The sequence below is a fragment of the Acidaminococcus nyctereutis genome (assembly GCF_052216985.1).
GTDB lineage: Bacteria > Bacillota > Negativicutes > Acidaminococcales > Acidaminococcaceae > Acidaminococcus > Acidaminococcus fermentans_A.
Map to the genome: position 1 here is coordinate 1 of NZ_JBQOUY010000007.1, position 17285 is coordinate 17285.

The 17285-nt window shown below is 54.2% G+C and carries 16 protein-coding genes and 1 pseudogene; 4 read left to right on the forward strand and 13 right to left on the reverse strand.

Annotated features, from left to right (window positions below; translation table 11 throughout):
* From ACTUHY_RS05020 to ACTUHY_RS05030, 3 genes and pseudogenes are all read right to left on the reverse strand, one after another.
* Positions 1–250 (reverse strand): annotated as a pseudogene (locus tag ACTUHY_RS05020) (sodium:glutamate symporter); the annotation flags it as partial.
* A 141-nt stretch (positions 251–391) separates the two neighbouring features.
* Positions 392–1093 carry an RraA family protein gene (locus tag ACTUHY_RS05025; protein WP_278676136.1) on the reverse strand — a complete coding sequence of 234 codons (702 nt, stop codon included), beginning with the start codon at positions 1091–1093 and terminating at the stop codon, positions 392–394.
* A gap of 57 nt (positions 1094–1150) precedes the next feature.
* Positions 1151–2179, reverse strand: a complete 1029-nt coding sequence (locus ACTUHY_RS05030) for a hydroxyacid dehydrogenase (RefSeq protein WP_278676137.1) — start codon at positions 2177–2179, stop codon at positions 1151–1153.
* Between the two features lie 145 nt (positions 2180–2324).
* Here ACTUHY_RS05030 and ACTUHY_RS05035 point away from each other — a divergent pair, with 145 nt between their 5' ends.
* The gene (locus ACTUHY_RS05035) at positions 2325–3287 is read left to right on the forward strand and encodes a LysR family transcriptional regulator (protein WP_442826824.1); all 963 of its coding nucleotides are present in this window, start codon (positions 2325–2327) and stop codon (positions 3285–3287) included.
* A gap of 49 nt (positions 3288–3336) precedes the next feature.
* On the opposite strand, the gene ACTUHY_RS05040 is transcribed toward ACTUHY_RS05035, so the two are convergent.
* The 7 genes from ACTUHY_RS05040 to ACTUHY_RS05070 form a co-directional block, all read right to left on the reverse strand.
* Positions 3337–4326, reverse strand: a complete 990-nt coding sequence (locus tag ACTUHY_RS05040; protein WP_442826825.1) for a 5-oxoprolinase subunit C family protein — start codon at positions 4324–4326, stop codon at positions 3337–3339.
* Complete coding sequence (gene pxpB / locus ACTUHY_RS05045) at positions 4323–5096, reverse strand: 5-oxoprolinase subunit PxpB (protein ID WP_442826826.1); 774 nt, start codon at positions 5094–5096, stop codon at positions 4323–4325. The genes ACTUHY_RS05040 and pxpB overlap by 4 nt, the downstream gene beginning before the upstream one ends.
* A 13-nt stretch (positions 5097–5109) precedes the next feature.
* A complete protein-coding gene (locus ACTUHY_RS05050; protein ID WP_442826827.1) occupies positions 5110–6288 on the reverse strand; it encodes an NRAMP family divalent metal transporter in 1179 nt (392 codons plus the stop codon).
* A 106-nt stretch (positions 6289–6394) separates the two neighbouring features.
* Positions 6395–7165, reverse strand: a complete 771-nt coding sequence (locus tag ACTUHY_RS05055) for a LamB/YcsF family protein (RefSeq protein WP_442826828.1) — start codon at positions 7163–7165, stop codon at positions 6395–6397.
* A 237-nt stretch (positions 7166–7402) separates the two neighbouring features.
* On the reverse strand, positions 7403–8197 hold the full coding sequence (locus tag ACTUHY_RS05060; RefSeq protein ID WP_442826829.1) for an SDR family oxidoreductase: 795 nt from the start codon (positions 8195–8197) through the stop codon (positions 7403–7405).
* Positions 8198–8214: 17 nt separating this feature from the next.
* Positions 8215–9141, reverse strand: coding sequence for a fumarylacetoacetate hydrolase family protein (locus ACTUHY_RS05065; protein WP_442826830.1), 927 nt, complete (start codon positions 9139–9141; stop codon positions 8215–8217).
* Between the two features lie 37 nt (positions 9142–9178).
* The gene (locus tag ACTUHY_RS05070) at positions 9179–10108 is read right to left on the reverse strand and encodes a hydroxyacid dehydrogenase (RefSeq protein WP_442826831.1); all 930 of its coding nucleotides are present in this window, start codon (positions 10106–10108) and stop codon (positions 9179–9181) included.
* Between the two features lie 270 nt (positions 10109–10378).
* Between ACTUHY_RS05070 and ACTUHY_RS05075 the strand changes: the two genes are divergently transcribed.
* On the forward strand, positions 10379–11710 hold the full coding sequence (locus ACTUHY_RS05075) for a GntP family permease (RefSeq protein WP_278675543.1): 1332 nt from the start codon (positions 10379–10381) through the stop codon (positions 11708–11710).
* A 137-nt stretch (positions 11711–11847) separates the two neighbouring features.
* On the forward strand, positions 11848–12756 hold the full coding sequence (locus tag ACTUHY_RS05080) for a LysR family transcriptional regulator (protein ID WP_442826832.1): 909 nt from the start codon (positions 11848–11850) through the stop codon (positions 12754–12756).
* 47 nt (positions 12757–12803) lie between these two features.
* Here ACTUHY_RS05080 and ACTUHY_RS05085 read toward each other — a convergent pair whose 3' ends face one another.
* Genes ACTUHY_RS05085 through ACTUHY_RS05095 form a run of 3 tightly spaced genes read right to left on the reverse strand, consistent with a single transcriptional unit; the run spans position 12804 to position 15772 of the window.
* Complete coding sequence (locus tag ACTUHY_RS05085; RefSeq protein ID WP_442826833.1) at positions 12804–13223, reverse strand: RidA family protein; 420 nt, start codon at positions 13221–13223, stop codon at positions 12804–12806.
* A gap of 12 nt (positions 13224–13235) precedes the next feature.
* Positions 13236–14525 carry an aminotransferase class V-fold PLP-dependent enzyme gene (locus ACTUHY_RS05090; RefSeq protein ID WP_442826834.1) on the reverse strand — a complete coding sequence of 430 codons (1290 nt, stop codon included), beginning with the start codon at positions 14523–14525 and terminating at the stop codon, positions 13236–13238.
* Between the two features lie 32 nt (positions 14526–14557).
* Positions 14558–15772, reverse strand: a complete 1215-nt coding sequence (locus ACTUHY_RS05095) for a pyridoxal phosphate-dependent aminotransferase (protein ID WP_442826835.1) — start codon at positions 15770–15772, stop codon at positions 14558–14560.
* Between the two features lie 262 nt (positions 15773–16034).
* Here ACTUHY_RS05095 and ACTUHY_RS05100 point away from each other — a divergent pair, with 262 nt between their 5' ends.
* Positions 16035–17255 (forward strand): dicarboxylate/amino acid:cation symporter, encoded by a 1221-nt coding sequence (locus ACTUHY_RS05100; RefSeq protein WP_442826836.1) that lies wholly within the window; start codon positions 16035–16037, stop codon positions 17253–17255.
* Positions 17256–17285: the final 30 nt, after the last annotated feature.

The following is a 17285-nucleotide window of genomic DNA, read 5'->3' on the forward strand; positions in this document are numbered from 1 at the left end:
TGAAGCTGACCCCGAAGACCAGGGAAACCATGACGATATCGATCAAAACGCCGGGGACGCTGCCCAGGACTTTAGGGACGGTGATCAGGCCTGCTCCCTGCTGTCCCAGGGCCAGCATCACCAGGCCGCCCACCAGGGAAGCGGGCAGGAACAGTTTCTGCAGGGGTTTCACGAATTCTCGGACGAAGAAGCCTAGGAGGATGAACATGCTCACGGCCGTCATCATATTCATTAATGCACGGATTGTCATAACACACCTCAATAAGATTGCAGTATAAATGAAAAATTATAAATAGATAAGTATTCTGATTTTTTGATGAATCGAGCGCGGGAACAGGGTTTCCTGTTCCCGTCCGACTCAAAAAGGATAGGGGCTTATCGAAATATACGATTATTCGTTGTAGGCTTTGTCGATGATTTCGACGTCTTTCTTGGCGATCAGGTCATCCACCCAATCCCGTTTGGCTCTGCCTTCCTGGGCAGCCAGCAGCTTGGCTTCATCTTTTTCCTGGAAAGCCCGGGCATTTTTCAGCACTGTTTCAGCTTCCTGGAGAGGGATGACGATGACCCCATCGGCGTCCATGACGATGATGTCTCCCGGATTCACGCTGATGCCGCCGCAGGAGATAGGTACATTGATTTCGCCAGGGCCTTCTTTATAAGGGCCGGCCGGGTTGGTCCCGGTGGCATAAATAGGCAGTTCCATTTCCCGGACTGCATCGATATCCCGGATGGGCCCATCGATGACAATGCCCGCGGCCCCCGTGGAAGCCAGATAGGTGAACATGATTTCCCCGATCAGGGAACGGTAGCTTTCGCCGCCGTCATTGGACAGGACGATCACGTCTCCCGGTTTGGCCATATTCAGAGCCTTGTGCAGCATCAGATTGTCTCCGCTGCGGGTCTTGATGGTGAGAGCTCTCCCCACATTGATGGGGTTCTTGGGAGCGCTCTGGAGTTTGATCCGGGGATGCATCCCCACCAGACGGCCCATGGTATCTGAAATATTGGCACAGGGAATGGTGCTGAAGGCTTTCAGCAGTTCTTCCGGCGCTTCCGGTTTTTTCAAGAAAATACGATTTCCAATAGACATATCGATGACCTCCTGTTTTCTATACAATAGATTGACTGGCTATCTGATCCTGGCTGCTCAATAATCGAACATGCCGGCTGGTTTCTTATCCGATTTCTTCACATCGGTATAGGTCTTGGCGCTGGCATAGTCGATATCATGGATGGGCCAGGTGGGTTCTTTGCCTTCATAGACTTCTTCGATCCCCATGGCGGAGAAGTAAGAAGCTCTGTGGGCTGCTTCCGTGGTGTTTCCGCCGATGTGCGGATAGATGATCACATTATCCAGGGTCAGGAGCGGGTTGGCGGGATCCACCGGTTCTTTCCGGATTGCATCCAGGCCGGCCCCGGCGATGACACCGTTCTTGCAGGCTTCATACAGGTCTTCTTCCACTACCAGGGCCCCCCGAGCGGTATTGATCAGGAAAGCAGTGGGTTTCATCTTGGCCAGGGTTTCCTTGTTGATCATATTCCGGGTCACAGGGGTGTTGGGCGCATGGAGGGAGACGTAATCGCTTTCCGTGAGGATCCGGTCCAGATCCCGGACCACTTCCACTCCATCGGGGAAATCCTTGGCCGGTTTATAAGGATCGTAGCACAGGACGTTCATTTCCATGGCCAGGCACCGTTTGGCCAGCCGGCTGCCGATGTTGCCACAGCCCACGATCCCTACGGTCTTGCCGTTCAGGGTATTCTTCCGGACCTTCAGTTTCGCTTTGTAGAAGTCATTGACCCAGGTCTTGTGGAGCACCGTGACGTTCCGGCTGCATTCTAGCATCAGCAGCAGGGCAGTTTCTGCTACGGAGGTGCTGTTGGCCACCGGTGCATACAGTGCCTGGACCCCATTGTCATGGCAGGCCTTCACATCCAGGGCGTCGAACCCGGCTCCGTGACGGACGATGACTTTCAGGTTCGGGTTCGCTTCAATGACTTCCCGGGTGATGGGAGTGATCCGGACGATCATGGCATCCGGCTGGTATTCCTTGAAGTCAGCCAGGACATCGGCCGTTTCGAAGCCCCGTCCTTTGATAATGGTGTGGCCGTTCTTTTCTAGCAGTTCCCGGCCTTCATCCATGATTTCCTGCGGCAGTAAGATTTTCCAACCCATTTTCTTTCCTCCATTTTTCATGTATTCAGTAAGTTCATGCTTTTCTTTTATTTCCGTTGACAATTGTATGATACCCTCTTGACTGAACAAAGTAAAACAGTATATATTTAAAATATCAACAAATAAACTTTGTGGAGAGAATATAATGGATATCGACAGCCTGCGTTATTTCAAAGAATTGACCAAAGATATGAATATGACCCAAACGGCCAGGAAGCTCTATCTGTCCCAGCAGACCCTGAGCAACCACATTGCCCGGCTGGAAAAACAGTGCGGTACGGCCTTGTTCTACCGGAAGCCTCATCTGACCCTGACGGCCGCCGGGATGGCCCTGTTGGAATTTGCCGATCAGGTCCTGGCCAGCGAACAGGATTTCAAGGGATCCTTATCCGATATCTTGGATGAATCCAGTGGTGTGATCCGGTTCGGAGCCAGCTTTATCCGCTATTACGTGACCCTGCCGGCCATCCTGCCCATATTCACCAAACGGTATCCCCACGTTTCCATCCAGCTCACCGACGATACCACCAATCACCTGCTGGCGGATCTCCAGGAGGACAAACTGGATGTGGTGCTGACCGTGGAAAAGGAAGACCTGCCGGGCTACAAATCCATCCCCCTGCTGTCCAACCAGGTCTATCTGCTGGCGGCGGATCGGCTGCTGCGGACCTGTTATGGAGGCGACCTCTGCCGGATCAAGACAAAAGCCCGCCGGGGCGCACACCTGGCGGACTTCCTCAGACTTCCCTTTTATATCATCACGCCCCCCAATCACCTGGGGACCATCATCAGCAACTGTTTCAAGGAGGCCGGGGCTCCTCCCCGGATCTATCTCCAGTCGGCCCAGATGCGCATGAGCACCCAGATCGCCTCCAAGGCCCTGGCGGCCACCTTCACCACCACCATGCCCCTGATCACCGAACGGGAACAGCTGGCAGAGGACGTGAACGTGTTCCCGCTCCTGTACAAAGACAGCATCGTATATCACAACCTGTACCTATCCTATAACGAAAATCACTATATCCCCAAATACATCCATTACTTCATCGGGCTGATCAAGGAGTATTTCTACAATGTAAATGCCATGGATCTGACGAGGATTGTATAAAAAGGGGCTGTGGAGAAATGATTTTTCATTTCTCCACAGCCCCTTTGATTCATTTCAATTCCAGCATCTTTTGGGCTTCCTGGAGGAAGGTTTCCTGCCGGAGCAGGGCTTTTTCCGCCTGGGCCAGATTGACCAGCTGAAAGTACACATTCTGGCCTGGCTTCATCTGTCCCAGCCGGGGCAGGTCGGCCTGGATCACCTGCCCGATCTTGGGATATCCGCCGGTAGTCTGCCGGTCCGCCATCAAGATGATGGGGTTCCCGTCCGCCGGCACCTGGATGGATCCGAAGGTCACCGGTTCAGAGATCAGCTGCCGGCCTTCTTCCTTGTACTCCAGTTTCTGTCCCGCCATCCGATAGCCCATCCGGTCTGCCTGGGCCGTGATGGCATAGGGGGTATTGAAGAAGGTCCAGACACTTTCGTCCTTGAACCAATCGAACTGGAGCCCTTCGGCCACCCGGATGGGCTCAGCCGAAAACAGCTCGCTTTCCGGAATGGACCAGCCAAAGGTGGAAAACTTCTTGCCGGGCATCTTGGCCAGCCGCTGGGTCAGGGTTTCCTGCTCCGCTGCCAGGCTGCCAGTCTCCAGCTCATCTCCGTCGGCCAGAGGACGGCCCTGGAAGCCGCCCAGTCTGGCCCGCAGATAGGTGCTCTTGCTCCCCATCACTTTAGGTACGGTGAAGCCGCCAGCCACTGCCAGATACCCCCGGCAGCCCTCCTGGGCAAAGCCAAAGGTCAGCAGGCTGTCTTCTTTTACATAGACCGCCCGGTTCCGGGGCACCGGAGCACCGCCCAATTTTGCCTGGAGGTCCGCCCCTGTCAGAGCGATGACCAGGCCGGCCGGCAGTTTCAGAGCCGGGCCGCTCATGGTCATTTCCAGGGCGCCTTCCCCGACCTCGTTGCCCACCAGTAAATTCCCCAGACGCAGGGAAACCGTATCCATGGCCCCGCTGACCAGGACCCCATATTTTTGATAGCCATACCGGCCCAAATCCTGCAGGGTCGTCAGAGGGCCGCCTTTTTTTACCAGGATCTTCATTTTCCGGCACTCTCTTTCTGCTGTTCTGCAGCGATCTTCTTATATTCTTCCAAGGTAATGGGATAGAACTGCACCTTATCCCCTGCCTGGAGCACCGTAGGATGGGCCTCATCTTCCGGATGGAACAGTTCCAGCGGCGTCCGTCCCAAGAGCTGCCAGCCTCCAGGGGTTTCTAGGGGATAGACCCCTGCCTGGCTGCCCGCCAGAGCCACTGTCCCCTTGGGGATCTTCAGCCGCGGGGTCTTCCGCCGAGGGGTGGATATTTCTTCGGGCAGACCGCCCATATAAGGATATCCAGGTGCGAAACCGATCATATAGACCAGATACGTGGCCCCGCTGTGGATGCGGATCACCTCGTCCGTCGTCATATGGTGGTATTCGGCCACATAATCCAGATCCGGCCCGAACTCTCCCCCATAGCAGACGGGGATCCGCACCGTGGGACGGCCCCCTTCTTCATTGATCTTGGCTTTCTGGAGCAGGTCTTCCAGCCGGGCCTTGGCTTCCCGGTATCCCTTGGAAAGGACCCCATCTTCCGGCAGGCTGGAATGCTGGGCCAGCACCAGAGGGTCATAGAAAACCGTGACGCCCGTATAAGAAGATTCGAACTCCTGCAAGCCAGGAAAAGGTTCTTTTTCCAAGGCTTCAGAAAGGGCCTGGGCACAGTAGAACAGATCCGGATCCACGATATCGCCAAAGGAAACCATCACGGCCGCCTCACCCACCGGGCGGATCTGTGCATGTGCCAGATAGTCGTTTGCTTTATCCATGTAGTCACACCTCTTATGCAATCAGTTTCAGGAAGGTCTTGGCTGCCATATAGGTCATGATGGCAAAGACCAGCCAACCGGAAACCAGCAGAAATTTTGGATGGTGATAGTCTCCCACAATCTGTTTCTTTTGAGAGGCCAGCAGCATACAGGCCATGACCAAAGGCAGGATCAGCCCGTTCAGGGCGCCTACCACGATCAGGACCTTCACCGGCTGTCCGATGAAGGAAAATACCGCAGCAGAGAAGATAATGAAGGCAATGATCATGTATCGGTAATTCCGGTTCAGTGTTTCGCTGAAGCTCCGCAGGAAGGAAACGGAAGTATAAGCGCAGCCGATGATGGAAGTCACCGCAGCCGACCACATGACGATGCCGAAGATCTTATACCCGGCATCCCCGGCAGCCAGCTGGAAAACGGAAGCCGGCGGGTTGGCAGGGTTCAGGGTCAGCCCCTGGGAAATGACCCCCAGAGCCGCCAGGAACAGGAAGATCCGCATCAGGCTGGTAATCCCGATCCCGGAAAGGGCGCTCCGGTTCACTTCCTGCAGTTTTTCTTTGCCGCAGATCCCGGCATCCAGCAGCCGGTGTCCGCCGGAGAAGGTGATGTAGCCGCCTACGCTGCCGCCCACCAGGGTCACGATGGACGTGATGTCGATCTTGCTGGGCACGAAAGTCCGGCTGAGGGCCAGCCCCACCGGAGGATGGGAAGTCAGGGCCACGTAAATGGTCAGCAGTACCATGACGCCTCCGGCGATTTGGGCAAATTTATCCATCAAAGAGCCTGCCGATTTGCTGGAAAAGATGAAGATGGCAATGGCCGAGCTGATGAGTGCCCCGGCAATGGGATTGATCCCGAAGAGCACGTTCAGCCCCAGGCCGGCCCCGCCTACATTTCCGATGTTGAAGGCCAGGCCCCCGGCGCAGACCAGGGCCGAAACCACATAGCCCAGGCCCGGCAGGACCATGTTAGCGATGTCCTGTCCCGGCCGGCGGGCCACAGCGATGATCCGCCAGGCATTCAGCTGGGCGACGGCATCGATGATGATCATGGCCAGGATGGCGAAGCCGAAGTCAGCTCCCTGTTGGGAGGTAAATACAACGGTCTGGGTCAGGAAACCAGGTCCGATGGCAGAAGTGGCCATCAGGAAAGCCGCACCCAGCAATACACTGAGGGTAGATTCTTTCTTCATGAGCATGTCTCCTTGTCTATCTCGTATCAGCAGTCAAAATGCATTTGTCTTAGAAGGGAATGGGGCATTCACTTCGTTTTTCAGTTTAAGATTATTCTTTTTCCGTTTATTTGATGAAGGTACCGGAAGCAGCCACTTTCACGCCGTTTTCCAACAAGACGGAACGGATCTTGTTAGCGAACACAAGGGCCTTGGGGCCATCTCCATGGAGACAGATGGAATCGGCTTTCACCGGGATCACTTTGCCGCTGAGAGCCGTCACTTTCCCTTCCAGGACCATGGACAGCACCTGGGCGATGGATTTTTCTTCATCGGTGATCATGGCACCGGGCTGGCTCCGAGGAGTCAGGGTCCCGTCATCCTGGTAGCTCCGGTCAGCAAAGACTTCCGAAGCCGTGCGCAGGCCGATCTTTTCCGCAGCCTTGATGCTTTCCGTCCCCCCTTGGGCATAGAGGATCAGATCCTTGTCCACATCATAGACAGCCTGGGCAATGGCTTCCGCCAGTTTGGCATCCTTGGCCGCCATATTGTACATGGCCCCATGGGGTTTCACATGCTGGAGACGAGTGCCGGCCGCTTTGGCAAAGGCAGCCAGGGCCCCCACCTGATAGACCACCATGTTGTATACATCAGAAGGAGCAATGTCCATTTTCCGACGGCCGAACCCTACCAGATCCGGATACCCAGGATGGGCCCCCAGGGCAGCGCCGTTCTTTACAGCCAGGGCCACGGTTTTCTTCATCACAGAAGGATCCCCTGCATGGAAGCCGCAGGCGATGTTAGCGGAGGTGACGATTTCCAAGATCTTGTCATCCATGCCTAGTTTGTAATTGCCAAAGCTTTCTCCCAGATCAGAATTCATGTCGACCACTTTCATGTCAATTCCTCCTCAAATAAGTAAAATAGCTGACTGTTTTATTATAGCCACTTTAGGTAGTTAAAGTATAATTTCACATTCTTGTCAAAGAATTATGTATAAAAGGTGTAAAAGTGTATCGTTTTGAATAAAATTTTCTTTTTTCAAAGAAAATAGGAGAACTGCAGCCTATGAAATTGTCATACACTGCATTTCTCCCATTTTTTATTCTAACTTTGTTGAGTTATTTCCGCTTTTTTAATAAGCCTGGGTCATGGCTCCATCACAGAGCAGGTACTGTCCAGAGACACCTGTATTTGCCGGAGAGCACAGGAATACGGCCGTCCGCCCGTATTCTTCCACGGTCTGATACCGTTTCTGAGGGAAGGACGCGCAGTCTCTCTTGGTGTATTCCTCTTCCGTCAGGCCGGCTTTCTGGGCACGGATCCCGTTCAGATAGGCGATCCGGGCAGTATAGATCCGGCCGGGGCCCATAGTGTTCACCAAAACGCCGTATTGCCCCAGTTCCCGGGCCAGGGTCTTGCTCATACCTACCACACCCATCCGGAAGGTATTGGACAGGATTAGGTTGTCCAAGGCTTGTTTGATAGAGGAAGAGGTGCTGTTTAGGATCCGGCCTTCTCCGGCTGCTTTCATGAAAGGCAGGGCAGCCCGGATGGCGAAAGTATAGCTGTGGAGGCATTTTTCATAGCCGTCCGCCCAGTCTGCTTCCGTCAGGTTCTCGAAAGTCCCGGCCTTGGGCCCCGGGCAGTGGTTCACCAGAGCGTAAAGACCGCCCAGGTCGTTCCCCACCGCCGTCACCATCTTGGTGATGCTGTCCGGATCTTTTACATCATAAAAGTAGGTATAGGGACGATTGCCCGTTTCCTTTTCGATATCCTGCTGGGCTTTTTCCAGATCTTCCTTATAGGCTTCTGCCGTAGCGATGACCACCTTGGCTCCTTCTCTGGCGAATTCCGTGGCAATCCCTTTGCCGATGCCGGAAGCCGAAGACAGAACCAATGCGACTTTTCCTTTTAATCCTAAATCCATAATGAGTATTTCCTCCTTTATTCTTTTTCAGGATGCAGTTTCAGATCCACTACTGGGTTGATCAAGGGTCTCATGGAGAAGCCATCCGGCCCATAGATCCGACATTCCGCCTGATCCCCATCCAAGATGTGGAAAGCCCGAGGGGTCCCCGTGGACAGCACATCGCCGGCGAACCAGCCCTGGATCTTGCTGTGGAGAGAGATCAGTTTGGGCGGCTGATGGATCATATGATCCACGGTATTCTTGGCATGGATTTCTCCATTGTGGACGCTCTGGATTTCCAGCTTCAGCACATCGGGTACTTCATCCGGGGTCACCAGTTCCGGCCCAAAAGAGAAGAAAGTGGGGAAGTTCTTGACGATGGTCAGATACCGGGGGTTCCCGTCCACATAGTCATTCCCTTTCAAGATGGATTCTTCCGTCATATCCAGGATGGTGGTATAGCCCACGATGACGGATTCCCAATCTTCTTCTACCACATCCCGGCAGTCCTTCCCCAGGATGATCCCCAGTTCAGCTTCGGCTGTGGTCTTCTGGGCTTCCTTCATTTTCGGGATATGGATTTCATCATCCGGACCGATCAGGGTATCCGCCTGTTTGAAGAAGCTGCCCGGGAAGCCTTTGGGAGGCGCCATCCCGATATCTCCGGCATGATCCCGATAGTTCAGACCGATCCCGAAGATCCGTTTGGGATTCCGGTAGAGAGGACCGTAGACCACTTTGTCCTGGGGCACCAGCCCCGGCAGTGTTTCCAGTTCTTCCTTGCCGCCCTTGTTGTACCAGGCAGTGAGGCCGGGGATTTCCTGGCTCTGGATCAGTTCCATCATCTCTTCTTTCCAGGCAGTCCCTTTGGCTGCATTGAGCATGGCAATGGGGAATACCCCTTTGGCAGTGACGATCCCTGCCTGTTCTTTTCCATTCAGTTTAATGGTTGCCAGACGCATAACTCAAATCCTCCTTTTTCTTTTTCCAGCTATCGGCTCAAAGCAGCCCTTCCGGTTCCTTGCCGGAAAGCACGTCCAGGATATTCTGGGCCGCTGCTTTGGATACATTCATTGCACTTTCCCGGGTGGTGGGAGCATAGTGGGGCGTCAAAATCACGTTCTCCATCTGGAACAGGGGACTGTCCGGTTCACAGGGTTCGCTCCAGGTCACATCCAGGCCGGCCCCTGCGATCTTTTTGCCCTGCAGGGCTGCGATCAGAGCCGGTTCATCCACCAGAGGGCCTCTCCCACAGTTGATGAAATAGGCGGTGGGCTTCATCAGGGCCAGTTCTCTTTGGCCGATGATATTCCGGGTCTCTTCATTCAATACCGGATGCAGGGTCAATACATCCGCCTGCCGGATCACTTCGTCCTTGTCGGCACACAGGACCACCCCTTCCGGGACGGAAGTCACATAGGGGTCATAGGCCAGGACTTTCATCCCCAGGCCCAGGCCCATCTTGGCCACCCGGCTCCCGATATGTCCCACGCCGATGATGCCCAATGTCTTCCCCAGGATCTCCATGCCCGGGAAAGTATTCTTGGCCGCAAAACCGATTTCCTTATAAGCATGGGTCACGATCATCAGATTCTTGGCCAGGGCCAGCATCAGGGTGATGGTATGTTCTGCTACGGACTGGCTGTTGGCCCCCGGCGTGACAGTGACAGCGATGCCATGGGCTTTGCACCATTCCACTGGGATATTGTCATACCCCACACCGTGTTTGCTGACGATCTTCAGATCGGCAGCTGTCGCCAGCAGTTCCGGCGGCAGTTCATAGATCCGGGTCACCACAGCCGTTGCCGTCTGGATCTCCTTCCGGATAAGGGCGACATCCCGGTCGGCCATCACCACTTCACAGCCAGCTGCCTTCAGCAGTTCCGGTCCTATGGGATCCACATTCTCTGTAAAGAGCACTTTGGTCATTTTTCTACTCCTTTCCCCGCGATATGATTCATTTACCCTTTACAGCATATAAGGAATTTAGGATTTTGTAAAAGACGTTTTCCTGTATACTCCTATAAATCATTGCCTATATCCTTTCTCTTTATGGACGGATTTCCAGGAAGTTTTCCTTTTCCTATAGTTATTTGGTTATAGTGATATACATAGTTTCCTGTTGGATACCGGGTCGAGTTATCTGATAAGATGAAATAAAGAAAATAGTTCGGAAATATGCAGAAGGAGGAATACTCTATGACTTCAACCTATGTCTTTGTCGTCCTGCTCATCTCTGTAGGGGCTCTGGTCTTCATGGTCAGCAAACTGAAATTCCATGCGGTGCTGGCCCTCTACCTGGCGACCCTGATGCTGGCTCTCTTAGTGGGCACCCCTATCGAAAAGATCCCTAAGATGATCAACACCGGTTTCGGCAATACCTGCAAAAGTGTGGCCATGGTCATCTTCCTGGGGTCCCTGCTGGGGATCATCTTGAACAAGACCGGGGCTATTGTGAAGCTCACCGACTCCCTGGTGAAATTTTTCGGCAAAAAGAAGGTACTGTGGGCCATCGGCACCAGCTGCTGCATCCTAGGCATCCCGGTTTTCCCAGATACCGTGAGCCTGCTGGTGATCCCCCTGTGCACCAACTTGGCCAAAAAGACCGGGATTTCCATGATGGCCTTCGCTTCCGTCATCCAGATCAGCATCACCACCAGCTCCCTGGTGCCGCCCACACCCGGCCCGGTAGCTGCGGCAGCTGCCCTGGGCCTGCCCTTGGGTGTCGCCATCCCTTGGGGGATCCTGGTGGCCATCCCGGGCCTTTTGGCTACGATCCTTTACGCCAATACCCTGAAGGACAAACAGGTCCCGCTTAATGAAGCTTTCCTGGAAGACACCGCCAACTCCACCACGGCGGATCTGTCCATGGGCTTTGTCCGGGCCATCACCCCGGTGCTGCTTCCGGTAGTACTGATCATCCTCCAGACCGTCAGCAGCGTGACCATGCCCAAATCTTTCTTCACGAAAATCATGACTTTCATCGGGGATCCCCTTTCCGCTCTGTTCATCGGCTGTTTCGCCGCGGTTTTCCTCCAGGCCCGGGACTGGGTCCACAACCAGGATGTACGGGATAAATGGATCAATTCGGCCGTGCTGGACTGTGCCGGCCCTGTATTCATCACAGCCCTGGGCGGTTCCCTGGCTGCCTTCATCAAGAGTGCCGGTGCCGCCAAGATCCTGGCAGAAAGCATCGTTGCGGCTCATATCCCGGGGATCTTCGTCCCCATGCTCATCGGCTTCATGATCCGCACCGCTACAGGTTCCAATACCCTGGGTGTAGCTACGGCAGCGGCTCTCTGTGAACCCATGCTGGGCATTTTGGGGATTTCCAAGCTGGCCGCTTTCCTGGCCATGTGCTCCGGTGCCATTGCCTTCAGCCATGCCAACAGCTCCGGGTTCTGGCTCACTTGTTCCCTGTCTAAGCTGAACTTCAACCAGGGATTCCGGGCCATCGGCGGCTCTACGGCTCTTTCCGGGCTGGCCACCAGCCTCTTCACCCTGATCCTCTATTTCGCTGGGATCATCTGATCGGGACTCCTGCTCCTCTAGATCCTCTTCCATCCGAAAAGTAAATGCAGCAGATCCTGCTGCATTTACTTTTCGGTTTTTTTATGTGAAAATAGACACAGCTGTTTCAGTACTGTACCAAAGTGAGGAGAAGGGATATGATTTATAGAAACACTACACCAGAATACTTTCTCATGGTCGCCCGGGAGCGGAACATCACCCGGGCCGCAGAAAAGCTCTTCATCACCCAGCCCAGTCTCAGCCAGCACATCGCCAAACTGGAAAAGACCCTGGGCTGCCAGCTCTTCGACCGTTCCAAGATCCCTCTGGAACTGACCGCCGCTGGGAAGATCTATTACCACTATCTGGAAAGCTGCCATTACCTGGATGAAAAACTGAAAGCGGAACTGAACAATGAAAAACTCCAGCAGCTGAATATCGGAGTCGGTACCTGGCGGGGATCCCTCCTGCTGCCGTCCATCCTGCCAGGATTCCTGGAAGATCATCCAGCCGTGAAGATCAATCTGCTGGAATTCCCGGTCAGCGAACTGCCCATGCTCCTGGAAGACAACCGGATCGACTTTGCCGTCATGAATGCCATGATCTCCCAGCTGCCCCAGGGAATCATCGCCGAAACCATCAAGGAAGAACGAGTACTCCTGATCCTAGCCAAGGACCATCCTCTGTGCCAGGTATTCCTGCAGGAACAGGAAAAAGGAGAACCCTTGGACCTGCATCTCTTGGAACAAGAAGCTTTCGTGAACCTGGGCCAGCAGCAGACAGTAGGGAAATTCATCAATAATTATTTCATGAAGCAAAAGTTGTCCTTCAGCCGGAAGCTCACCACCACCAACAATGCCACCCTGCTGCGGCTCATCGCCAGCGGGCTGGGATTCGGCTTCATGATCGAGGCGGGGCTCCAGGATCCGGCCACGGAGAAGCTGGAATGCTTCGACCTGAAAGCTCCGGAACTGATGCTCCCCCTGACCCTCCTGACCAAGGAAAATGTCTACCTATCCCCGGCTGCCCGGGACCTGATCCAGGTGATCAAGGAATATTATCAATAAAATAGGGGCTGTTGCACCGAACGTGCAGCAGCCCCTATTTTATTGTCTTACTTCCCCACCGCCACCATGAGGGAGATCTCTACCGGTGCTTTTTTCGGCAGGGTTCCCATCCCCAGAGCGCAGCGGGCACAGATGCCTGCATCTCCCAGTTCTGCCACCAGGTATTCAGAAGCAAAGTCCGCCAGTTTGGCATGTTCCACGAAATCCTGTTCTGCATTGATGTATACATGCATCAGCATGACCCGGGCAATCTTTTCCCCTTCCTGGAGCTGATTCCGTGCTGCCGTCAAAGCATTGGCCACCGCCTGGACCACCGCTTCTTTGTAGGTCTCCAGAGGCACATCCGCCCGTATTTTGCCACTGAGCATCAGGACGCCGTCTTTCCGGGGCGTCATCCCAGCCGTCACGATCAACTCTCCATTCCGGACAGCGGGGACATATTTCCCTTGTGGTACTGGATTTTTCATAGTATTCTCCTTTTATTTTTTGGCAAATTCTGCAGCGATGGCTGCCGTCACCTTCAGATATTGGTCAATATCGACAAAGTCATGGCAGTGGATGGGAGATACCCGGATCAGACCGGTCTGGCCCAAGGATTCCACGATCCGTTTGGAATAGATACTGGTGTTGATCCGTTCGAACACCAGGACTCCTCTCCGGCCATATTCTTCCCGGAGAGCCGTATAATCCATCCCCTTGATCCCCATAGCTACCACCAGATCCCGTTCCGGAGAAACCGGCCCGTCGAAATACACTTCCACCCCCGGGATATGCCGCAGCCCCGGCACTTCTGCCGAGCCTTCCAGCATCCGGATCAAAAGGGCCGTTTCCTGTTCATGGGCTTTCTGCATACCTACTACATACTGGGTCCGGCGGTCCTCCGCTTGGGTGAAATGGCGTCCCAGCCAGCAGACATAGTCCACCATGGCGCTCATGGCCGCGAAATTCCCATGGGGATAGGTCCCCAGTTCCCATTCGTTGGGGTCTTTGCCTTCCAGTTTGTCATGGGGAAGGACCGCTGCCCGGTCGGAAACGTAGCCATAGCCGCAGCCTCGGATGCCGAAGGCTTTATAGGGAGCGATGACCAAGGCATCGATGCCCAGATCATGGGCGTAGAGGGCCTGATGAGGCTGGTGCTGGACCGCATCGGAGACCACATACAGGTCCGGTTTGATGGCCCGGGCCCGGGTGATGATCTCCTTCATGGGGAATACATAGCCGGAAATATTGGAGGCACTCATGACACTGAGCACACAGGTATCTTTGTCCACCAGGGACAGGATATCATCCACATCCACTCCGCCGGTTTTGGGATTGGCCTGAGCTACCCGGAATTCCATACCTCTTTTTTCCGCATAGATCTTCAGGGAATCATAGGCAGAAGGATGCTCCAGAGAAGTGGTCACCACATTTTTCCCGGGGACGTTCTCCACAATGGCCCGCATGATGCTGAACGTGGTCCGGGAAGGAGTCAGTTCCGTCACCAGGGCCCCTTCTCCGGGAGCCGCCCCGAAGATGACTTCCATCAGATCCCGGATGCCATTGGCTTTCACTTCGTGGAGTTTCTGGGACACATCATGGTACCGCATGGGGCAGTCCGGGATCATCTCATATTTCGCCTTGGCTTCCACGCAGGCCTTCAGGCGCAGGGAGCCACCGGAGTTCTCGAAGAACAGGCGCTTCTTTCCAAAGGGATCTTCATCCACATAATAGAATTTGCTTTTGATTTCTTTTTGCAGTTCAGGGCTGAATACAGGCTTATTTTCCATTCCGCAGTCTCCTTTATCCGTTTCCTCACGTTTTATTTGCTTCTGTACCGTTCCATGATCTGCAGGACCCGGTCGATGGCATCATGGGTGTTCTTGGGATCCTGGGAGAAGTTTACCCGGAAGCTGTGGGTGAACTGGGGCCCGAATTCCGTCCCCGGGGTAATGGTGACTCCGGTGAGTTTCCGGACGATCTTGGCAAAGTCGCTGATGCTCACATCCATGGGCGGCAGAGTCGGGAAAATATAGCTGCCCCCTTCGGTCTTCCGGACGCTGCAGCCTTCATGGCTCCGCACCAGGGCGATCAGATCGTCCCGGATGGCCTGATGAGTAGCGATCCGCTCTTTCAGCCAGCCTTCCGGTTCTTCAAACCAGCGTTTGAACACATATTGGCAGTAGCCGGGAGCCCGCAGGGTCACGATGGCCTGGAGCTTTTCCATCCGTTCGATGATCCAGGAAGTCCCGAAAGCCGTCCCCAGGCGGAAGCCGCTGAGAGATTCAGTCTTGGAAGGACCCATTATGGTCAGCATGTTCTCCGGCCGTTCCGGCAGGGCCCGGAGATGGGTATAGGGATGGTTATCGAAGATCTGCCGGGAATACAGCTGATCCACCAGGAGGATCACATTGTATTTCTTGGCCAGCCGGGCGATTTCCCGGGTCTCTTCCTCGGAGAAGATGACCCCAGTGGGGTTATTGGGGTTGGAATAGAGGAACAGCTTCACACCCTGTTTGAAAGATTCTTCCAGGGCTGCCAGGTTCACCCCGGCATTCTTGTCCTGGCTCAGGTAATCCAGTTTCACCGGAACCAGTTCCCCTTCGAAGAATTCCACCAGTTTCCGGTTGTCGAAGTAATCCGGTTCTACGATGGCCACTTTGTCTCCCCGGCCCACCAGGCAGCCCAGAGCCAGGAACAGAGCGCCCTGGGTCCCCGGGGTCAGGATCAGTTCCGTTTCGGGATCGATGGGGGCTCCCGTAAAGGCCGCCAGTTTGGCTGCCACATCTTTGCGGATCTCATCTCCGCCCCGGTATTCCGTATAGGCCACGCAGCCGCCCTTCTTATACCCTTCGATGAAGGTATCCAGGCTGCCGGGGATCGGTTCATGGGCGTCCACATCCCCGTGGGAGAAGTTCACCGCCGGTCCCGGCAGCGGTTCTCCCCGCAGGTCCAGTTCCGTATGGGCCTGCCGGCTTTCCTGTCCCGGTGCGTTGTCGATGCCCAGCCGTTTAAATTTTTCAGTCAAGATATCCATTCCAATAGCTCCCTTCGTCACGTTGTAGATATTTCCATGCTTTTTTTATTATAAAGAATTTTTCAGTTTTTTTCCAATTTATAATCCCGTATCTGATTATACGGATTCCCTTATGGCTCCTCTCCTATAATCGTTTGTCTATAGATGTTTATGGAATAATGAATTAGATTCTATATCCAGAAAAGTTTATAATAAAGACACAATTCATCTATATTCTCAGGGTTCCTCCAGTTCAGGAGGCCTGAAGGGAGGGCATGGTTTTATGTTGAAAAAACTCACATCGATGGCGTTATGGAAACAGATCCTGATCTGTATCGTACTGGGTGCCATAGTGGGGATCTGGGCACCGGGAATCGTTCCCCGCATCAAGTTCCTGGGAGATATCTTCCTGCGGCTGCTGAAAATGCTCATTGCCCCGCTGGTGCTCTTCACGTTGATCAGCGGCGTCTGCAAAATGGGGGATATCAAGCATCTTTACACAGTAGGGATCCGCATCGTGGTCTTCTATCTGCTCACTTCCACTCTGGCTGCTGCCCTGGGCTTGGTCTTCGCTCTCTTCACCCAACCGGGCAAAGGGGTCACGGATCTCTTGACCAGTGAAAGCGGGAAAGCCGTCCAATATGATTTCATCGGCAATATGGTCAAATGGATCCCGGATAACATCTTTAACGCCCTGACCACCGGCAACACCCTGCAGATCATCGTCTTCGCCCTCTTCACCGGTGTGGTCCTCCTGCTCCTGGGAGACCAGTGCGCTGACCTGATTGCGCTGGTCGGCAAAGCTTCCGATGTGATGCTGAAGATGACAGATCTGGTCATGAAATATTCCCCTATCGGGATCTTCGCCTTGGTGGCCGACATGATGACCCATCTCAGCGGAGCCATGCTGAAACAGGTCCTGAACTTCATCGCCACCGACTGGGCCGCCTGCCTGGTGATCCTCTTCATCATCCAGCCCCTTTTGGTCAAATTCCTGGCCGGGATCAAACCTCTCAAATATTTCAAGCACATGTCCCCCATCATGATCGTAGCTGCTTCTACCACCTCTTCCGCTGCCACCCTGCCTCTGGAACTGAAGATCGCTGATGAAGATCTGAAAATCCCGGAGAATATCTACGGATTCTGTCTGCCCCTGGGCAACACCTGCAACATGAACGGCATGGCCTGCGTCATCGGTGTCATCTCCGTCTTTGCGTCCAACCTGTTCGGCCGTCCCATCACCATCGGCTCCTGCATTGAATTCATCTTCCTGGGCCTGGTGCTTTCCGTCGGGGCTGCCGGTGTCAAAGGGGCCGGCATCGTCATGTCCTCCGTACTCCTGCAGACGGTAGGTATGCCCTTGACCCTGGTCCCCATCCTGGCTGCTGTATGGCCCATCATCGATATCTGCCATACCACCTGCAACGTATCCGGGGATATGGCCGGGACTATGATCGTCGCCAAGTCCCTGAATGAACTGGACGTGGACCGGATCAACCAGTAACAGAAGAAAAAAGGAAAATGCCCCTGGATG

Bases quoted from the DNA above. Each gene is read 5' to 3' on its own strand.
- ACTUHY_RS05025 (WP_278676136.1), bottom strand. From the start codon at position 1,093: ATGTCTATTGGAAATCGTATTTTCTTGAAAAAACCGGAAGCGCCGGAA.
- ACTUHY_RS05030 (WP_278676137.1), bottom strand. From the start codon at position 2,179: ATGGGTTGGAAAATCTTACTGCCGCAGGAAATCATGGATGAAGGCCGG.
- ACTUHY_RS05035 (WP_442826824.1), top strand. From the start codon at position 2,325: ATGGATATCGACAGCCTGCGTTATTTCAAAGAATTGACCAAAGATATG.
- ACTUHY_RS05040 (WP_442826825.1), bottom strand. From the start codon at position 4,326: ATGAAGATCCTGGTAAAAAAAGGCGGCCCTCTGACGACCCTGCAGGAT.
- pxpB (WP_442826826.1), bottom strand. From the start codon at position 5,096: ATGGATAAAGCAAACGACTATCTGGCACATGCACAGATCCGCCCGGTG.
- ACTUHY_RS05050 (WP_442826827.1), bottom strand. From the start codon at position 6,288: ATGAAGAAAGAATCTACCCTCAGTGTATTGCTGGGTGCGGCTTTCCTG.
- ACTUHY_RS05055 (WP_442826828.1), bottom strand. From the start codon at position 7,165: ATGAAAGTGGTCGACATGAATTCTGATCTGGGAGAAAGCTTTGGCAAT.
- ACTUHY_RS05060 (WP_442826829.1), bottom strand. From the start codon at position 8,197: ATGGATTTAGGATTAAAAGGAAAAGTCGCATTGGTTCTGTCTTCGGCT.
- ACTUHY_RS05065 (WP_442826830.1), bottom strand. From the start codon at position 9,141: ATGCGTCTGGCAACCATTAAACTGAATGGAAAAGAACAGGCAGGGATC.
- ACTUHY_RS05070 (WP_442826831.1), bottom strand. From the start codon at position 10,108: ATGACCAAAGTGCTCTTTACAGAGAATGTGGATCCCATAGGACCGGAA.
- ACTUHY_RS05075 (WP_278675543.1), top strand. From the start codon at position 10,379: ATGACTTCAACCTATGTCTTTGTCGTCCTGCTCATCTCTGTAGGGGCT.
- ACTUHY_RS05080 (WP_442826832.1), top strand. From the start codon at position 11,848: ATGATTTATAGAAACACTACACCAGAATACTTTCTCATGGTCGCCCGG.
- ACTUHY_RS05085 (WP_442826833.1), bottom strand. From the start codon at position 13,223: ATGAAAAATCCAGTACCACAAGGGAAATATGTCCCCGCTGTCCGGAAT.
- ACTUHY_RS05090 (WP_442826834.1), bottom strand. From the start codon at position 14,525: ATGGAAAATAAGCCTGTATTCAGCCCTGAACTGCAAAAAGAAATCAAA.
- ACTUHY_RS05095 (WP_442826835.1), bottom strand. From the start codon at position 15,772: ATGGATATCTTGACTGAAAAATTTAAACGGCTGGGCATCGACAACGCA.
- ACTUHY_RS05100 (WP_442826836.1), top strand. From the start codon at position 16,035: ATGTTGAAAAAACTCACATCGATGGCGTTATGGAAACAGATCCTGATC.